This window comes from Paenibacillus suaedae (assembly GCF_032337355.1).
Taxonomy (GTDB): Bacteria; Bacillota; Bacilli; order Paenibacillales; family Paenibacillaceae; genus Paenibacillus_B; species Paenibacillus_B suaedae.
The window spans coordinates 60465-78191 of sequence record NZ_JAVYAA010000001.1 but is presented as its reverse complement, the minus strand read 5'-3'; the positions used below and the strand labels follow the sequence as shown (position 1 = coordinate 78191).

Genomic DNA, 17727 nt, shown 5'->3' with positions numbered 1-17727 from the left:
TCTCCTTATTTCATTATTCATCTGTCGTACTTGATAAAGGCAGCTCTAGAGTTACTGTTGTACCTACTCCTAACTGGCTTTCGAATCGGATGCACGCTTCAGGGCCGTAGAACATCCTCATCCTAGAACAAACGTTGCGCAAGCCATATAGCTCCGTTTCTGGTGATTCCAAAAAAGATAAAGGAACCGACTTGCCGTCGATTTCCTGAATCACTTGATGAATGGATTGCAGGCGCTGCTCACTTATTCCGCTTCCGTTATCTTGCACCGTTATCATCAATTTCCCCTGCTGCAGGAAGCTCGAAATGACTAACAATCCGTTGCTCTTCATCTGCTCTAGTCCATGAATAACCGCATTTTCAACCAAGGGCTGCAAAAGCAGCTTTAATACGGGTATCGTTTTCGTTTCTTCGTGTATCTCAAACACGACCTGAAAGCCATGTAAAAAACGAATCTGCTGGACGCGTAAGTAGTAGTTTAGATGGGTAATCGTTTCCTCTACCGTGAATGTATCCTGCCCTTTATGAAGACTTAATCGAAAAAAGTGGGACAGGTTCAGCACCATCTCGCTTATTTCCTCTGCCTCGTAGTTTTGAGCCGTCCAGTATATAGAGTTCAGCGTATTATATAAGAAATGCGGATTAATCTGAGATTGCAAAAATGTAAGTTCCGTACGGGCAATGCGAAGCTGCTGCTCATAGTGATCCTGAATCAAATGCCTCTGATGCTCGGCCATTCGATTATATGAGTCCATCAAATAACCGAATTCATCCTTCCGCCTTGTGTGTAACCGGATATCATAATCTCCTCCGATTAACCCCTTCATCGCATTCTTTAATTGGCCTAAAGGGGAAGCTATGCGGTTGTAAACACCCCAAGATATAAGCATGGAAAGCACAAAACTGCACGCTATGATTAAATAGGTAAATTGCCTCATCGTTTTCGTTTCTTGATAAATCTCTTCGATCGGCCGAAAAACTTCCAGCCGGATTGGATAGCTAGATGACTCCGCGCTCACTTGGAGCATATCCCTACCTCCTGAATCGGTAGTAGGAAGGGACAGAATCGTTTCTCCTTCTCTATTCTTGATCTGCAAGCTGGTTAGTTCGGAATTCAACAGCGGGCTTATGAGGGTCCGGAGCGTATTTTTATGTAAAGTCACAATTAGTAAACTTGCTTTGTCCTCATCAGGGAAGGCATTCATCCTTCTGACAAGAGATATGGAATTGGCCTCCACTAAATCTGTAATTACTGGCTCTACTCCCTCTGTCGGTTGGGGCATCAAGAACGTACCCGCTTGATCCGCAAGCTGATTTAAATAGGCGAAACTGTCCCGCTCGGTCGCAGATTCGATCCTTTTCCCTCCATATTTCGTAGATATCATCGTATGGGTCTCCATCTGATAAATCGTGATCTGGGAAGCCACCAGGCTCACCGCCGAAATATTCCACAGCTCTTGCAGCAGCTCTGAGTACTGGACAATTGTACGAGGCGACATCCCCGTTCCTTGCACCTTCAGCTTCTCATTAATTTTATGGTTCGTCGCAATTAGATTGGTTAATGTCTCAAAATGATGCAACGATAATTCAAGGTTATTCATGACAGACTCCACCTTATCTTGAGTCTGTTCTGTCGTCTTTTGCATAATAATTTGGTTTGCTCTGTTATTTACGTATAAACTAATGATCACTAGCGGCAGAAGCACGATGAAGAAATAGATGCTGAGCCGTAATTGCGAGGTTTGCAGAAACTTATGATATGCATGTTGGAATAGTTTCATGGCTACATCCTTATTTTTTATGCGATTCATGCCAATCGTTTACTTCCTTCGTAACTTGTGCGCCTCCACTCTCATACCATCGTTTCACGTAGTCGTCGAATGAATTCGTGGATTCTAGGCCGAGAATGATTTTTACGAAAACTTCCTGCAATGAATAAAGTTCATTCCATTTTCTTACCAAGGTAGGTGGGGGCGGGCCGCCATATGCATCTTGTACGATATGCTTTTCCAATTTTTCAATGTTCTCGTTGAGACGAAATTTTTTGTCGTAGGAATCCATGCGTGCACGCAACAACCACCGTTCGTCCACATTCACCAGTGCAGAATATATGCCTCTGTACAGGTGCTTGTCATGTTCATTAAATTCACTGACAATTTTCCCATCTTTCCAATCCCACACTTGATTTTGAAATCCTAGAACTAATGAGGTTCTGCCTCTACCTGCAATGAAATTTAAAAATTGAATGACTTCGCGAGCATGACTGCTCCCTTTTGGAACCACTTGATGCCCGAAAACTGGATTCAATGCACCTACTCCCTGCTTCCCTTTCTTGCCAATCGGATAGTCAATGGTTATCCAATTCGCTTGCGGATCTTTCTTTAGGCTTTGAGCAATTACCCCGCGCGTATCATACCAAGCTCCGGAAAACATTCCGATCTTTCCTTCTATTATTTTTTCATTCATAACATTACTGCGGTAGATAGGGAAATCCGGATCAATCCATCCATGCCGATATAGCTCGACAAAGAATGATAGCGCTTCCTTCATTTCCGGCAAAACGTTGGCATAGACGAGCTTCCCTTCACGTTCCGTCCATTGATTCAATTGAACTCCGAACGCCCCAAAAAGTGGTGAAGAATGATACAGATCCTTCATCATCGTAAAGCCGTATGTATCTCTCTTTCCGTTTCCGTTGGGATCGCCTTCCGAAAATGCTTTTATTACTGCCTTATAATCTTCAAGCGTTACTGGTATCGGTAGGTTCAGTTTATCCAGCCAGTCTTTTCGGATGTAGATGATTTCTTTTCCCTTCACCAGCTGGCCACTCGGAATTGCATAAATCGAGCCGTTATACCGAACTCGGTTCCATAATTCCTCCGGTATGACACGCTTTAAATCTGCTCCGTATGCGTCTATCCAATGATCGAGAGGTTGAAGCTTGTTTTGCGTTACGAATTTGGCAAATTGGATCGGGGAATTGATAGTGATCATATCAGGGAGATCCTGTTCCGTCGAAATGATGGTGTCGATCGTTTTTTCATAACTGGGTACGGGCGGCATTTCGACACGGATATTGAATCCGACATTTCTTTTAATATAATCCAAATAAGGATTATGATTTTCATCCAAACCTGCCGGGAATGGAAAACTCAAACTATTGATCACAATGGCTATGCTGTCTCCATCCCGCAATTCTTTATTCTCAGAACTGATTGAAGTTGGGTTGAACTTAGGTATAAAAAATAGGCCTAACACAAGAAGGGTTAGCATGTAAATTATCAGCATGAATCTATTTACAAATTTACCGCTGCTCAACACTACAAAAATCATCCTTTCGATTTTTTATTTCCCCATGTAATTGAGAAGCTTCTACGATCCCTCCTACAGAACCATTTCGATTGCGACACAAGTCCTAATTCAAATTATAGTATAAAATTTGAACTTCAAACAATATTTCTCAGCAACATTTATATTATGTATGATACAAATACAAAAAAACTCTTCCCGGCCTAATTGAATTAGATACCGAAAAGAGGTTTCGTGGACGTACAATATGCTCTTCTCTTGAGTACAGCCACCATCGAGTCCTACAACTTCCAATCCAGATACTCTGCCCAGGTTGAACGTAAAAGAGTTTTTATCTTAGTTGTAGGAATATGAATAATAACTACATTAGAAATGCTATTCGTATACATATTGGTTAATAGGTATTTTCCATCAGGAGATGGTTTATATGGCAGCACACCTTGCGTATCAACCTGTATCGTAGAATGATCATTACCTGTTATGGAATCAATGTGGACAACGTTCGTTTCGTTACTCTGCTGGTATGCAATATATTTTTTATTGTAGGAAAGTGAGGGATTAGAAGCATTCGATTTATACTCATCTAGTTGATGATTCGTAAGATTGAACGACATAATGTGCGGAGGCTTTTGTTCATCTTGTGCGGTAAAAAGAACCCGATTGGAATCAAGCCAATCATAGTATAGATATCCACTATCAAGCGAGGCTATGGAAGTTAATGCCCCCGTGTCTCTATCATATACCTTCAACTCGCCTTCTTCTATAAAGCTAATGGCATGACGGTCAGGAATTGACTTTGGAAATTGAATGTTCTTTCCAGCTATTATTTTCTCTCTTTTCGAGTAACTAGCATTATCATCTTCAATCTCATATATATCTTGCTCATCTCCGTTTTGAATAACAGCAAGAAGCTTATTCCCATCATTGACACTATAATGCGGTTCGAAAAAATTATTATGAAACGGTAAAAGAGTATCTGTCTGCAGATTAAACTTGTACATAGGTGTTTCAGTCGGCTTCATTTGCTGCATGATCATGATCTCCCCCTCCATTGATGAGAAATCATTTGATTCTGAATAACTCTGCCATATCAGAAAAGCAACGAGAAAAACACATATTGTTGCTACAAGTAGGATCAGCCTTCTTTTCAATTCGCGCACCTTCCTCCTTTTATAGTATGGGGTTACAAACCCAATGAATTCAGAGGAGTTGCTTTCCTCTTCACTGGGTCTGTTACTATGCGTTCATATCGTTCGATTTATTCGTAGAATTATGGCATTCATCATCTAATTTATGGTCTTCGTAGACATCGAAAAGGCAAAAAATATTCCCGCTTTGGCTCTGCAGATTTCTCAGATCCTAAACGGAAATTCCTCTTCCAATCTGGATATTCCACCTCACTCTTCAGTAACTTCTATTTTTTTATGATCGGTTTCTATTGTGTAAGACTTACTACTCCCGTCTTTATTTACCGTAAACTCAGCGACCGCCGAGATTTCATATATACCCGGCTTTTTAATCCTATATTTATAATTCTCTGAAATAACCGTCTCACCTGAAAGATCGCGAATCACTCCTCCATCCGTGACCGCATAGGAGTTAATCTGTTTTCCACTGCTGTCCTTAATCAAATAAACGAACAATTGATTTCTACTCGTAATCGAGAATTTTTGCTCAGTTTCTTTCTTAAAATCAGCTTTAACCGTAAATTCCTCATTGATTCCAACTTTTTTCGGAAGCGAGATTTGCACCGAAAAAAGCCCCTTTTCAATACTTGTCATCGTCGACAAAGCTCCTCCTGTACTCGACGCCATAGATTGATCCGGCTTCAACGACTGACAGCCGAGCAACATCAAAACAATTATGGCAACCATGATTTTTTTCAAATTTTTTACACCTCCCATTAAACAAACGTAAAAAAACACTTTTTGTTTCATACGGTAATAATTCTTTTCTTCACTTGATCTTAGTTAAATAACAGATCTAAAATTACTCATTTATTTTCTTGAATTTTTCGTCAGAAAATGGAAAGTTACAACGTTTAATAGTATAGCTCCTCTTTCTAGTATCCTTTCAGAAGAAGGATGCAAACAATTTAATCGAAGAGTACTACAAAAAATCATAGGGAAGGATGAAAACAATGAGAGTTAAAAGGTTATTAGGCTCAATTGCACTGGCTAGTTTCCTACTCTTCAGTTCAAGCATTAGCGCTGCAGAAAGCACAGATAACGGATATCAATGGATAACAATTAAGGGAACCATTTCAGAAATCGCAGAAATCACTCAAAAAAACAGCCTGAATGAAACCCCCTATCCATTACTACTGACCGAATCTTCCGATAATCTGAGCAACACGGCGCTTTTGGACAATTATATTGAAAAGCAAAGAATCAAACAGGACATTCCCACTATTAAAAAGATAATCGAAAGTGCACCTACTATGTATTCAGGCCATTACTATGATGCGGATAAAGGAAAAGTAGTCGTCCAAATTACAGAGGATTCATCATCACTAAAAACAAGAGTTCAAGATTCAATTCAAAACAATGATAAAGTTGAATTTGAAATCACAAAATTTTCCTGGGCTGATATAGAGAATGCAAAGGAAATAATTAGAGAAAATATTAATCCTGGAACGGTCCGTGCCCTCATTCCCGATGTGAAAAATAACAGACTAATCATCGCATTCGACGAAGAAAAGCTTGCAAAAAAAGAATCCGTTTCATCACTTATCCCCCAATCGGAAATGCTTGTGTTTACTACATTTCCAGACTCAGCACTTACTGTTGAGACAGATGACACACAATACGGCTCTCAATTACCAATTGGATCTAAAATAGGAGGAAATTACCGAAAAGTAGAAGAAAATAAATATAACTACAGTGTATGTACGGCAGGTTACTTCGGAATAAATCAAAATGAACAGGAAGTGTTAGTTACATCTGGTCATTGCCAACCCCCAAACACAGTTAGCGAATGGTATCAACCTACATGGGACAATACTACCATCGGCAATTATACTTTTAGAACCACATCTTCTGGTGATGGTTCGAATGCATTCTCTGATTCCGGATATATAACATTAAACTCAAGCTATATCGGACGCCCAAGAACCCCTTATCCTTCTACTTCAAATATGGCTATGATCACGGGAGTCTACACTAGTGATACTCCTGGTGATACCATTTATTTAAGGGGCTCAAACAGTGGAACTACTACATCAGGTACAATTGCATATTCCAATGTTGATATTTATTGGGGCGGTTTTATTTCCTACAAAAAACCACTTGGTAATCTTGATACTACGATTCAAAAACTAATTTACAATTCCTATTATCAATTCGTCTATAAGGATATCTATTGCATGGTTTATGATCATTCGCTTACAGAGGATATTATTCAAGATTCCTTTTTAAAAGTTATATCGAATGGCCCCAAAATGCTGTCGGAAACGAATATTCGAGCTTGGATTAAACAACTTACTCGAAATACAGCCTTAGATCATCTAAGAAGGCTAAAGCGAGACCGTCAAGTTTTAGTAGAACCATACGTTAATATAAGTGATACAGTCCTGAATAAGATCAGTGTAGCTAGCGAAGTAGAAATCAAAGAAAGAGATAATTTACTCCATCGGGCAATTGCTGAATTAAAGCTGGAATACCAAACAATTTTACTTCTGTTCTATATAGAGGGAAAATCATACCGGGAAATCTGCCAAGAGTTGCACTTAACCGAACAGGTACTTACCCAACGTTTGGCAAGAGCACGAAAAAAATTGCGTCAACATTTTTTAAGAAAATGGACTGATGAATGAATGTAATAATCTAAAATCATAGTGTAGTATCTTTTTAATTCTTATCTGAAAATCTTGTTAAAAAATGAACGTATCGATTCTGCAACCAGCCCAGGCTGCTCCAGCGCAACAAAATGCCCCCCTGCATTCAGTTCTTGCCATTGCAGGATGTTCGGGAACAATCGCTCCACATATTCTCGCGGCGGACGCTCATGAGGCTGCGTCTTCGTTAGCGATACGCCATGCGGTACAGGGCATGTCTCTCCTTCGCCCGGCCACTTGATATGCCTGCCTTCATAATAATAGCGGTTCGCTGCATTGATCGTCTGGGTAAACCAGTAGATCGAGACATTCGCCAGCAAGTCATCCTTGCTGAAATGGTTCAACGGCTCACCCTTTTCGGTTACCGTCCAGTAATACCACTTTTCCAGAATAAAGGCTGCCAGACCTACAGGCGAATCATGCAGTCCATACGCCGCAGTCTGAGGCTTCGTCCCCAATAGATGCGCATACCCGCCCTCTTCGCGATACCACTGATCTCCACATGTAAGAAAGGCCCGCTCAGCCTCAGACATCTCCATGCCCTTCCCTTTTTCGTACACAAAGTGAATGTCTCTCCCGTCAATCGTCGCTTTGTAATTTGAGAAGGAATTAATCCGCCGCTCCACTTTGCGCCAGTCGAAATCGTACAGCCAATATTGAACAATATCCTTCATATACGTTATCGGTATTCCGTAATCCCATTTCGCTCCTGGAATTTCATCCGGCCACCTCGTCATTCGCAGTCTTTGCTTCAATTCTTCGATCTCTTCGTCAGAAATACTCACTTTGAAAGGATTCATGTTCATCGTTATCTTCGCTCCTTGGGAGAATAAATACGAGAATAGATAGAAAGGACTTGGGGAAGCCAGGCCGCGATTTCATCAAATCTATAATTTAGAACGACCTAGTGATACACTGATAATGAAATTAAGAAGCACATATAAGACGTAAATCACGAACGTAACCAGTAAAATAGTTTAAACAGTTAACTAACTGGTAAATAAATCTTAATGGTTAGCTTACGATGTGTCAATAGGAGTGGTTGAGCAGATGACGAGTGGATATGATCAGCTTGAAATGATTGCTGATTTCTTCAATACATATGATCGACGAACGCGGTACGAGGGAGATCCCGGGATCGAGCATTTAACGGAGCCTAGCTGCCTTGTCGAGTGGCTTTTGCAGCACCAGCTTATCTTAGAACCAGATGATGCTGCTTCAGCAGAAGAATTGCAATTGGCGCGTAATCTTCGAAATGAACTGCGCAAAACAATAGTAAACAATGAGCATGATGGAATTGTGGAACAAGTTAAGCTGGAGCAGCTTACGAAGAGTTTCCAGTTCGGACTCGTATTCCATGAGAATGGAGAGCAGCTTGTGCCTCTGCATGTAAATGCAGCGAAGGGATTAGCTCAATTACTCATTATTGTGTACGAACTGAGACGAACGAAGATGTGGCATCGCATACGTGTATGTACAGCGGAGGATTGCCAGTGGGTATTTGTGGATCGATCCAGACCCGGAACGGGGAGATGGTGTTCGATGAAGGCATGCGGAAATCGAGCGAAGAATAAGACCTTCCGCCATAAACATAAAAACGAATCGTCGCTGTAATGGAGTAGAGTAAAGGGCTGGCTTCCCAGCCCTTCGCATCAGACCGGACGTGAGGTTTCCGCTTACCGGCCTTCCTGCAATGAAGCAAATTTACATGCTATCTAACGAATGAAGTCCTTCATATAAAGGAAACTGAGACGTCATTTCACGTACACTTTCTAGTATTTGATTTTTAATCGTCGAACTCTTGGGATTTTTAAAGGCCAGTCCAATAAGCTGGGCAATTTCTTTCATCTCCTCGGGTCCTAATCCTCGTGAAGTCATTGCAGGGGTTCCGAAGCGAATGCCACTCGTTACTAACGGGCTGGCCGTATCATGAGGAATTGCGTTTTTATTCGCCGTAATCCCCACCTCATCGAGTATGGATTCTGCTTCTTTGCCCGTAAGTCCAATTGTGCGCAAATCAACCAAAACAATATGATTGTCTGTCCCCCCCGATACAACGGTTAACCCTTCATTCATTAGTGCTTCCGCCAATACGTTAGCATTTTCAAGCGTTTTTGCTATATACGTTTTGAAATCCGGTTGCAATGCCTCGCCTAGCGCAACCGCTTTTGCCGCGATAACATGCATAAGCGGGCCGCCTTGCGATCCAGGGAATATCGCTTTATCTATTGCTTGCGCCCACGGTTTACGGCACATGATGACACCGCCTCTTGGCCCTCTTAACGTTTTATGCGTGGTCGTCGTAACAAAGTGTGCGTGTGGCAGCGGGTTTGGGTGCAATCCTGCTGCAACGATTCCTGCAATATGTGCCATATCTACAAAGAAAAGAGCCCCAACTTCGGCCGCGATTTGGACGAACAACTCAAATTCAATCGTTCGTGGATAGGCGCTGGCACCAGCCACGATGATGCGTGGAAGGTGCTTATGGGCGAGTTTTCGCACCTGGTCATAGTCAATGCGCCCTGTTTGTTCATCGACACCATAAGAAACAAAATTATAGAACCTTCCAGAAAAATTCACCGGACTCCCGTGTGTAAGATGGCCGCCATGGGATAAACTCATGCCCAATATCGTGTCACCAGGCTTTACTGATGCAAAATATACCGCCATATTCGCCTGTGCACCGGAGTGAGGCTGCACATTGGCATGCTCGGCACCGAAAAGCTCTTTAACTCGGTGAATGGCAATTTCCTCGATCCTATCGACATGCTCACATCCGCCATAATATCTTCTTCCCGGATACCCTTCAGCATATTTGTTGGTCAGTACTGTGCCCGTCGCTTCCATGACAGCTCGGCTTACAAGATTCTCCGATGCAATCAGTTCTATTTTATCCCGCTGCCGTGTAAGCTCTTGCCGAATTGCATTAGCCACCGCTTTATCTTGCTGCTCCAAATAATTCATGATCATCTTCCTCTCTGCCTGTCTATTTCACTATTGAAATCTGATATTTCCGCCATAAGAAGAGAATTAAGTTGTGTTGCACAATCAACAATTGTCGTGCTAGTATACCAATCAATGAAGTGCTGATTAATATACATAGTTGAGTAATTATAGCAATCCATAATCATACCAAAAACGCGGGAGTTGTCTGAATGTTACAAGTAAATCGAAACGATAAACGCCCCATCTGGCAGCAGCTTCTGGATCAAGCGATTCATAATATTACAACCGGAAAATGGCCTCCAGGGGAATTACTGCTCCCAACCCGTGAACTCGCTCCATTGATTGGTGTTTCACGCTCAACCATCCAGATTGTTTACGAGGAATTATTCAGCCGCGGGTATACCGTAACCTCTCGTCGCGGCGGAACAAGAGTTAGCGATTGGACATATGCGACTCGTCCTTCTGAAGATGCAGCCACACAAGGACCGATCCCTCCTGAATTGCCATCATTAAATACCGGAATCGGCCATTTACACAATTGGTTTGGAAACAAAGATCATCGTCAAGTAGAGATCGATTTCACCCCTCATGAGCCATACCTAGACGAGCATTTCCGAAAAAATTGGAGACACTCCTTTTTGCACGCCTCTACAGAAACAGACCTGGACAATTGGGCTTACGGAAATGCATATGGATTTCTACCGCTGCGAGAGCAGATTCAACGTTATTTGTCGCTTGAACGGGGAGTTCATGTGGATGTCGATCAAATCATCTTGACCTCAGGTGCACAGCATAGCATTGATTTGATTGCCCAAGCTCTGTTACAGGAAGGAGAAACGGTTTCGGTTGAGGATCCCGGCTTCCCTGCTGCCTGGATGGTGATGAAGTATCGGCGCATGCAAGTTGAATCCGTTCCGGTTGACGAACACGGACTATGCGTTGACCGCATTCATCCTGAGTCCAAACTTGTATATGTTACGCCATCGCACCAGTGTGCGGTTGGAGCAATTATGTCGGAGCCGCGCAGGCAGCAATTGTTACATATGGCTGCTGAGCAGAGGTTCTGGATTGTTGAGGATGATTACGATAGTGAATTTCGATATCGCGGTGACCCGCTCCCAACGCTGTTCAGTCAGCGACCTCAGAACACGCTATATATGATGAGTTACTCCAAAATGGTCGCTCCTGGCATTCGATTATCGGCAATTGTCGGATCCAAAGAGGCCATTCGTCAAATTGCCCAAGTCCATGAATTAACCTATCGGCATCTGCCGATTATGGAGCAATTAACACTAACGCATTTTATCGAGCATGGTCATTTTATGCGCCATATGAGACGAGTTCGGAATGTATATCGTCGTAGACATGAAGCTATGACGAAGGCTATTATCGCAACAGGTCTGAGCGACCACTTCACACTAAGCGGCGTAGAAACGGGATTGCATATGCTTCTCGAGGCTGATAAATCGTTTGACGAGGAAGCCGTGACAAAGTTAGCGTTCGAAAATGGAATCCGCGTGTATCCGCTTAGCACGTATTGCTTGGAAAGTAATCGAAAAGGTTGGGTACTCGGTTTTGCTAAAGTAGATGAAGCAGCTATTGAAGAAGGAATTTATCGTCTTGCGGGGATGCTTTTATAAGCCAAGCATCCCCGTCACGACCTTCGCTTGCTCACAACAACCATGTTGTGTTCGTAATCGCTCTCCTGTCTCTCTCCTAATCGTCCTGGCGTGCATTTTCGTTCCAGTAATAGCTGTCCGGCAAGTAACGTTGCCCGAATACGCTTGTCCCTACGCGGATGATAGTAGCCCCTTCTTCGATAGCCACCTTGAAATCACCAGACATGCCCATCGAGAGGATATCCATTTCTACACGCGGGAACTTTTTCTCCCTAACTTGGGTTTGAATCTTTTTTAATAATCGGAAGCAGTGCCGGGTCTCGTCGTTTGTCGCATTTAGTTTTCCAATCGTCATTAAGCCCTTCACGTTCAACGTGTCGAACTGGGACAATTGTTCCACCAACTCCAGTGCCGTTTCCGGAGAAGCACCAAATTTACTTTCTTCGTAGGAAGTGTTGATTTGCACCAGAATATCCATAGTCTTGTTCTCTTTGGCGAGTTGATGGTTCAGGGCCTGCCCCAATTTCAGACGGTCTACAGAATGAATGAGCGTAACATATTTAACAACGTCCTTCACTTTATTCGTTTGCAAATGTCCGATAAAATGCCATTCCACCTGATTAGATTGCTGCATAAGCGGAAATTTGTTCCGAAGTTCCTGCGCTTTGTTTTCCCCAAATAGAGTCTCCCCCGCCTGTATGGCTATTTGCAATTTTTCAAGCGGTACGGTTTTGGTCGCCAACAACAATTTCACGTCCTTTGTCTTGCGCCCTGATGCTTGGCAAGCCAATTCCATCTGCTGCCTCACGGTATTGAGATTCTCTTCAACTAAATGTCCCATGTCTCTTCCCTCTTTACACCGTTTTTCCAGGCTCAAACATTTTCCCTTCTTCAATCGGATTTTCTTTGGCGGTAATATGATGTGGATCTATTCGATACACCTGAACCGGGCCACCGAATACAGCTGATCGGTATTTATCCACGTGCTGCTTGGGTAATGGACGATTATAGTAATCTGGCACATACTTATCAATCATTTCCTGCAGCATATGTGTAGCTTCATCGAGATCGACGATAGGCTGTACCTTGCCAAAAATCATTACGCTCATATACGCTGTGTCCGTCTTGGCTGGCACCGGATTTGTAATCGTCCCGTACTCTTCACAAACCGTAAAGCAGACCTCCGGGTTTTCACCTATAACCTGATTTCTTCTCCCGCCAGTGGCTCCATGGAAATAAAGCTTGCCATCTGTCCAAACGAAATTAAGAGGAACAACATACGGCAGATGACCATCGACCATTCCAAGATGTCCAATTCGAGCTTGCCGCAGAAAGGTCTCAATCCTGCTCTTATCCAACACTTCTCTTATTTTGTAACGTACTCCATTCATGGCTTCACCTCTATTGAATTGAATGATTATGATGTGAGTTTATCAGCCATTGGAATGAGGTTAAATGTCCATAAACATATAATTAATGCAATCCATATTAGACAGTAAGCAATCCCTCTTCGTCAAACCTGATAAGGAGCTCATCCGTGTTTAGTTCTATTCCGCTTAGCATAAGCTAGGCGCACTCCATAAAAAAACCGGAATGAAAGTCATTCATTCCGGTTCTCTCTGGCTCCACATGAACTGCCAGCTTATTCTATTCGATCCCGCCCCAAGCTGATCTGTGCGTTCTTCATCATTCCGAGTGCCAAGCCAAGCATCAGGCCAATACCTGTGACGATAAAGAACAACACGCCTATCCCCTCCTTCAGGACGACCATTTGCAGAATAACGCCAACAAGAGCACCAAGTGCCAAGCCAATGAACATGAACGCGCCGTAGTAAAGGCCTATCGCCTCCGCAACAGCAGGCTCCCCATAATGCAGCCATTTCGCTTCACTGTGCAGCAGCGGATTATCTGGATTCTCCACAGAGAACGCGGCCTTCGCGCGCTCGAATGCATCCGCTTCCGATATTCCCTCTTCGGCCACAAGATCTTGAATGTAATCAGACATATAACCCATCAGATCTTCTTGCGCTTCCCGATTTTTCTGTGATGTCCATTTGAATTTGGCTGCCTGCTTCTTCGCTTCTCCTAACGTAGCGTTCGCTTTTTGAACCAGTTTCTCAAAGTATGTTAGTTCATCGCTACCCGCCATGTTTAATTGTGTATTTTGCTTAATGAATTGCTTCATTTTATGTTCTGTATCTTTGCTCATCGTCATAATCATTCCACTCCTTCTAAAAATTGATCCATTAATTTCCTCATGAAGAGCCATTCTGTCTTCTTATGACTCAGATAGGCTCTGCCCGATTCCGTGAGGTGATAGTACTTTCTCCGAGCTGCCGCACTTCCCTCTTGCCAATAGCTTGTCACGTATCCATTGTTCTCAAGACGCTTGAAGGAGAGATACAGCGTGCCTTCCTTCAGCTCGAAGGAACCCTGGCTCTGCTTCTTCACTTCCTTACTTAAATCATATCCGTACAAATCCTGATGATACAGCAGACTCAGGATGATCGTATCAATGTAACCGCGCAATATTTCCTTATCGACGTTCAACAAAGTCACTCCTCGCTTATACCTTTCTTTATTAGGTACAGAAACAGTATAAACGATCTATACCTTATAAAGCAATGTATAATTTAAAGTAAGGTATCATTCATCATTCTCCCAATCAAAAAACCTCCACGAATGCCGCACCTTATAAGGGTCAACATCCAGTGAAGGTTAATTGGGTTTATTGTGGATTATCCATATATTTATCGGGTTATTTTATAAAACAATAGCCGATGCTTCTGCTGAAAACCTGCCTTCTGATAGAGGGAAATTGCCTTCCCATTCTCTTCCTCCACACATAAGGAGATTTCGTCAATCTTCCTGTCTAGGAGCAGGAAGCGCAGTGCCTCTTGTATCAGTGAAGTACCGAGACCTTGTCCTTGCGCATGCGGTGATACAGCGATGAATTCGATATTTCCTTCCTGCGCGTCGCAGTCTGCTTCCACATATACGTAGCCAAGCAAGCTCTGCTGGTGATCGACAGCAATAAATATCCGATGATCGTCCTGAAGGCGGCTCATAATTTCTTGTCCGCTGTAATATGTGTTCGGGAACGAAGCATCATGCAGTGCAATGAAGGCATTAACATAGTCTGGTGTGATCTCCTGTAGGGTATGGGCCGGCGCATAGGCAAATGCAGAGCGGATACATACCAATACCAAATGGGCATGCAAATATGTTGACGGTATGCCATCCATAAATCGCAGAGCCTGCTTGTTCTCCTCATTATAAAAGCTGTGCAGTGTCGTTACCTTGTCACCGAGCCGGTTAATTCCCGCTCTCCACAGCTCATGTGCAAGGTCGTTCCATCTCGCTCCCTCCTCGATGAACGGCCCCCATACCTCTGCCACACCGCGTTCCAGGTCGACATCAAAGCCGAGGGCTCCTATGATTCGTTCATGTTCATAGGCAACCACGAAGGATGTATCTAACTCAAGATCAGAGAACTCCTCGGAAAGCGTGCCCGCAATTTCGTCTTCCTGATCCCCACAAAATCCAACGTGATGCTGCTTCTCTTGATTCAATCGAGCGATAAAGGCAGCTAATTCTTTGATACGTTCATATGAAATGGTATGAATTATGATCGACATGAAGTAATATTCTCCTTATCATCTATCGTAATGCTCCAGCACCGTGCCCATTCCCCACGCGACATAATATCGGTCGGTAAGGTCTGTATTCAAAAGCCCAGTAGTGAAATGAAACTGCGCTCTCCTGAACCTCTTATATGTAATGCGATTCTAGTCTCGTTGCCGTTCATTCGAAAATAGCAACCGGACGCGCCCAGCCTGCGCTCGCCTTTTCAACTTTTACCGGGAAGCAGCACACCTTAAAACCGAACGGCTTCGGCAACTGCTCCAGATTCGCCAGCTTCTCAATCTGGCAATATTCATGCTCTTGGCCGACAAAGTGAGCCGCCCATAACACTCCATCCTTCGGTTCACGCTTATACGCCTCAGCTTGAAGGTTCAATGGAATATCCCAGCCCCAGCCATCTGTACCTACTACCTTAATGCCTTGCTCAATCAGCCAACGAGTCGCTTCCGCAGATACCCCAGCGTGCAGAAAGGCATAATGCTCCTCATAGAGGCGCTTGTCCGCATCGGTACGAATGAGCACAATGTCATAAGGTTTCAGCGTGTAGCCGATCCGTGCCAGCTCAGCAACCAAATCATCCGTCGTAATCTCATAGCCGGTCGGCTTCTTGCTGAAATCAAACAGCACACCATCAGAGAAGAACCATTCCAGCGGGAGCTCGTCGATCGTTCTTGCCGGCTTGCCCTCCGAGGTTGGCCAGTAGTGCCACGGCGCGTCAACATGTGTACCGGCATGCGTGTTCAAGGTCACCGTTTCGGTAGCCCAGGCTTGGCTCTCTGGAAAATCATCTGGCTTAAGTCCAAGAATGGCGGCTGCCTGCTGAGCGCCTTCCTTGTGGCTGGAATATTCAATCTTAGCCGGGAGCAGCTCGCAAATGCGCGGACTAATCGATACGCTTAAGTCTATTATCTTCATCTTCATTCCATCTCCTTCAAATGATCGGATATATCGAATGTTAGATGCAGCACGACTCGCAACGAGACGGAGCTCTATAACCAACAACTCTTGTCCTTACATTCAACAGAAAGGGAATAGTATCCTCCATATATCAAAAAGGTTCATATTTCATCGGAGATGAATAGCTTCCTTGATTCAGGTTTTTATTGAGAATGTGCATCCAAATTGCTACACTGATTCCAAAAAGGTTAATCCAAATTCCTGTATAAGTTGAGGTGAAATCGAGAAGATGAACCAGCTTACAGTAGAACTGCAATTTTACAAGCCTGCATATTTGGAGGCACTCCAATCCTATCAACTCCCTGCGGAGCAAAAACAGTTTGCTGCAATGCCGAATCAACGATTGGATACCTCTGATGGTCAGCACCCTATCGTCATAACAGCTGGCAATCAGCCGGTAGGTTTTTTTGTATTGAATAAGAATGCAAGAGTTCAGGAATATTCCGAGAATCCACATGCGCTGCTGCTTACGTCCTTCTCTATCGATTATGCGAAGCAGGGGCAGGGATATGCTTCAACAGGGTTAGAGCTTTTGAAGAGCTTTATACCTGAACATTTTCCGGATTGCAACGAAATTGTACTGGCTGTGAATCATAAAAATATCCCTGCACAACGGTTGTACATCAAAACCGGATTCACCGACACTGGACAAAGATGCGAGGTCACCATTGACGAGCAATACATTTTCTGTTTATCAATATAATCTCCTCCTTCCCTAGCAAATAAAAAAGCACGCGTTCCGCGTTATGCAGTTCGAACGCGTGCAGTTACTTTCATGTGGCATCTTCTTCTAATCTCCGGATATAACGATAAGTTTGCCAAGCAAAAAAGAGGCAAACAGGATAATTCCCATCTGCCTCTCGGTTCATTACAATAAAGAAAACTAATCTTGAATACTCGTTACTACACCGTCATCCAGGTAAATATATTTAAAACCATTATAGACCCCCTGTTCATGAATATAATAAAAAGAACCGAGGATGCTCAGGAAATACTCCTGATACCGCTCGGTTCTACACCGTTATGATGTTAAAGCTAATCGATAATATACTCCTCAAGTATGCTCTCTACAGAGGATGCGAAATCGTCCGCAGCACCCCAATCGAAATTGAAGATCAAACCCTCGGAGCTGCCTGTCGCAACTACACGTACATTGGTTACTCCGCGTAAATTATCGATCATGACAATGAGAGCTGCCCGGTTTTTGGAACGGAAATAGTATTTCTCGTATACCTGCGTACCTATCTCTTTCCCTTCCCCCAGCGGGTGATATTCCTCATGCACTAAGTCCGCATTTTGCTGATTCATGACGAGCTCCAGAGCTCGATAAGGCGTAATGCTGACATTGAAACTGCGCTTGCTCATGGGTAACATCCTCCTATAGCCCTTAATTGTAACGCCAGCTGCACAGGCAGTG

17 protein-coding genes are annotated in these 17727 nt (G+C 43.4%); 4 read left to right on the top strand and 13 right to left on the bottom strand.

What is annotated here, in order from left to right; translation table 11 throughout:
* Positions 1-13: 13 nt before the first annotated feature.
* The 4 genes from RQP50_RS00390 to RQP50_RS00375 all read right to left on the bottom strand — a co-directional run bounded on the left by RQP50_RS00390 (position 14) and on the right by RQP50_RS00375 (position 5194).
* A complete protein-coding gene (locus tag RQP50_RS00390) occupies positions 14-1810 on the bottom strand; it encodes a sensor histidine kinase (RefSeq protein ID WP_315742374.1) in 1797 nt (598 codons plus the stop codon).
* Entirely contained in the window at positions 1791-3167 is a 1377-nt protein-coding gene (locus RQP50_RS00385) for an extracellular solute-binding protein (RefSeq protein WP_315742372.1), read from the bottom strand. Before RQP50_RS00385 ends, RQP50_RS00390 begins: the two co-directional genes overlap by 20 nt.
* Before the next feature lie 422 nt (positions 3168-3589).
* On the bottom strand, positions 3590-4345 hold the full coding sequence (locus RQP50_RS00380; protein ID WP_315742370.1) for a hypothetical protein: 756 nt from the start codon (positions 4343-4345) through the stop codon (positions 3590-3592).
* Between the two features lie 360 nt (positions 4346-4705).
* Complete coding sequence (locus RQP50_RS00375) at positions 4706-5194, bottom strand: hypothetical protein (protein WP_072727552.1); 489 nt, start codon at positions 5192-5194, stop codon at positions 4706-4708.
* A gap of 254 nt (positions 5195-5448) precedes the next feature.
* On the opposite strand from RQP50_RS00375, the gene RQP50_RS00370 reads away from it, so the two are divergent.
* Positions 5449-7122 carry a sigma-70 family RNA polymerase sigma factor gene (locus RQP50_RS00370; protein ID WP_315742367.1) on the top strand — a complete coding sequence of 558 codons (1674 nt, stop codon included), beginning with the start codon at positions 5449-5451 and terminating at the stop codon, positions 7120-7122.
* A gap of 41 nt (positions 7123-7163) precedes the next feature.
* On the opposite strand, the gene RQP50_RS00365 is transcribed toward RQP50_RS00370, so the two are convergent.
* Positions 7164-7949, bottom strand: coding sequence for an epoxide hydrolase family protein (locus tag RQP50_RS00365; protein WP_315742365.1), 786 nt, complete (start codon positions 7947-7949; stop codon positions 7164-7166).
* A 244-nt stretch (positions 7950-8193) separates the two neighbouring features.
* Between RQP50_RS00365 and RQP50_RS00360 the strand changes: the two genes are divergently transcribed.
* Positions 8194-8757, top strand: a complete 564-nt coding sequence (locus tag RQP50_RS00360; RefSeq protein ID WP_315742363.1) for a CGNR zinc finger domain-containing protein — start codon at positions 8194-8196, stop codon at positions 8755-8757.
* 90 nt (positions 8758-8847) lie between these two features.
* Here RQP50_RS00360 and RQP50_RS00355 read toward each other — a convergent pair whose 3' ends face one another.
* Complete coding sequence (locus tag RQP50_RS00355; protein WP_315742362.1) at positions 8848-10107, bottom strand: serine hydroxymethyltransferase; 1260 nt, start codon at positions 10105-10107, stop codon at positions 8848-8850.
* Between the two features lie 191 nt (positions 10108-10298).
* Here RQP50_RS00355 and pdxR point away from each other — a divergent pair, with 191 nt between their 5' ends.
* The gene (pdxR, locus tag RQP50_RS00350; protein WP_315742360.1) at positions 10299-11729 is read left to right on the top strand and encodes a MocR-like pyridoxine biosynthesis transcription factor PdxR; all 1431 of its coding nucleotides are present in this window, start codon (positions 10299-10301) and stop codon (positions 11727-11729) included.
* Between the two features lie 76 nt (positions 11730-11805).
* Here pdxR and RQP50_RS00345 read toward each other — a convergent pair whose 3' ends face one another.
* From RQP50_RS00345 to RQP50_RS00320, 6 genes are all read right to left on the bottom strand, one after another.
* Positions 11806-12549: a YggS family pyridoxal phosphate-dependent enzyme gene (locus RQP50_RS00345; RefSeq protein WP_315742358.1), complete on the bottom strand. Its 744-nt coding sequence runs from the start codon at positions 12547-12549 to the stop codon at positions 11806-11808.
* Between the two features lie 13 nt (positions 12550-12562).
* Positions 12563-13099 (bottom strand): pyridoxamine 5'-phosphate oxidase family protein, encoded by a 537-nt coding sequence (locus RQP50_RS00340; protein ID WP_021254134.1) that lies wholly within the window; start codon positions 13097-13099, stop codon positions 12563-12565.
* 251 nt (positions 13100-13350) lie between these two features.
* A complete protein-coding gene (locus RQP50_RS00335) occupies positions 13351-13923 on the bottom strand; it encodes a hypothetical protein (protein WP_021259638.1) in 573 nt (190 codons plus the stop codon).
* A gap of 2 nt (positions 13924-13925) precedes the next feature.
* On the bottom strand, positions 13926-14258 hold the full coding sequence (locus RQP50_RS00330; protein ID WP_072727560.1) for a PadR family transcriptional regulator: 333 nt from the start codon (positions 14256-14258) through the stop codon (positions 13926-13928).
* A gap of 200 nt (positions 14259-14458) precedes the next feature.
* Positions 14459-15346 carry a GNAT family N-acetyltransferase gene (locus RQP50_RS00325; RefSeq protein WP_315742352.1) on the bottom strand — a complete coding sequence of 296 codons (888 nt, stop codon included), beginning with the start codon at positions 15344-15346 and terminating at the stop codon, positions 14459-14461.
* A gap of 166 nt (positions 15347-15512) precedes the next feature.
* A complete protein-coding gene (locus RQP50_RS00320; RefSeq protein WP_139295256.1) occupies positions 15513-16268 on the bottom strand; it encodes a cyclase family protein in 756 nt (251 codons plus the stop codon).
* 271 nt (positions 16269-16539) lie between these two features.
* Between RQP50_RS00320 and RQP50_RS00315 the strand changes: the two genes are divergently transcribed.
* The gene (locus RQP50_RS00315; RefSeq protein WP_021254129.1) at positions 16540-17013 is read left to right on the top strand and encodes a GNAT family N-acetyltransferase; all 474 of its coding nucleotides are present in this window, start codon (positions 16540-16542) and stop codon (positions 17011-17013) included.
* A gap of 332 nt (positions 17014-17345) precedes the next feature.
* Here RQP50_RS00315 and RQP50_RS00310 read toward each other — a convergent pair whose 3' ends face one another.
* Positions 17346-17675, bottom strand: coding sequence for a DUF6054 family protein (locus RQP50_RS00310; protein ID WP_072727564.1), 330 nt, complete (start codon positions 17673-17675; stop codon positions 17346-17348).
* Between the last annotated feature and the right edge of the window lie 52 nt (positions 17676-17727).

Coding starts and splice junctions, on each gene's coding strand:
- RQP50_RS00390 (WP_315742374.1), bottom strand. CDS start 1,810: ATGAATCGCATAAAAAATAAGGATGTAGCCATGAAACTATTCCAACAT.
- RQP50_RS00380 (WP_315742370.1), bottom strand. CDS start 4,345: ATGATCATGCAGCAAATGAAGCCGACTGAAACACCTATGTACAAGTTT.
- RQP50_RS00370 (WP_315742367.1), top strand. CDS start 5,449: ATGAGAGTTAAAAGGTTATTAGGCTCAATTGCACTGGCTAGTTTCCTA.
- RQP50_RS00365 (WP_315742365.1), bottom strand. CDS start 7,949: ATGAACATGAATCCTTTCAAAGTGAGTATTTCTGACGAAGAGATCGAA.
- RQP50_RS00360 (WP_315742363.1), top strand. CDS start 8,194: ATGACGAGTGGATATGATCAGCTTGAAATGATTGCTGATTTCTTCAAT.
- RQP50_RS00355 (WP_315742362.1), bottom strand. CDS start 10,107: ATGAATTATTTGGAGCAGCAAGATAAAGCGGTGGCTAATGCAATTCGG.
- pdxR (WP_315742360.1), top strand. CDS start 10,299: ATGTTACAAGTAAATCGAAACGATAAACGCCCCATCTGGCAGCAGCTT.
- RQP50_RS00345 (WP_315742358.1), bottom strand. CDS start 12,549: ATGGGACATTTAGTTGAAGAGAATCTCAATACCGTGAGGCAGCAGATG.
- RQP50_RS00340 (WP_021254134.1), bottom strand. CDS start 13,099: ATGAATGGAGTACGTTACAAAATAAGAGAAGTGTTGGATAAGAGCAGG.
- RQP50_RS00335 (WP_021259638.1), bottom strand. CDS start 13,923: ATGACGATGAGCAAAGATACAGAACATAAAATGAAGCAATTCATTAAG.
- RQP50_RS00325 (WP_315742352.1), bottom strand. CDS start 15,346: ATGTCGATCATAATTCATACCATTTCATATGAACGTATCAAAGAATTA.
- RQP50_RS00320 (WP_139295256.1), bottom strand. CDS start 16,268: ATGAAGATAATAGACTTAAGCGTATCGATTAGTCCGCGCATTTGCGAG.
- RQP50_RS00315 (WP_021254129.1), top strand. CDS start 16,540: ATGAACCAGCTTACAGTAGAACTGCAATTTTACAAGCCTGCATATTTG.
- RQP50_RS00310 (WP_072727564.1), bottom strand. CDS start 17,675: ATGAGCAAGCGCAGTTTCAATGTCAGCATTACGCCTTATCGAGCTCTG.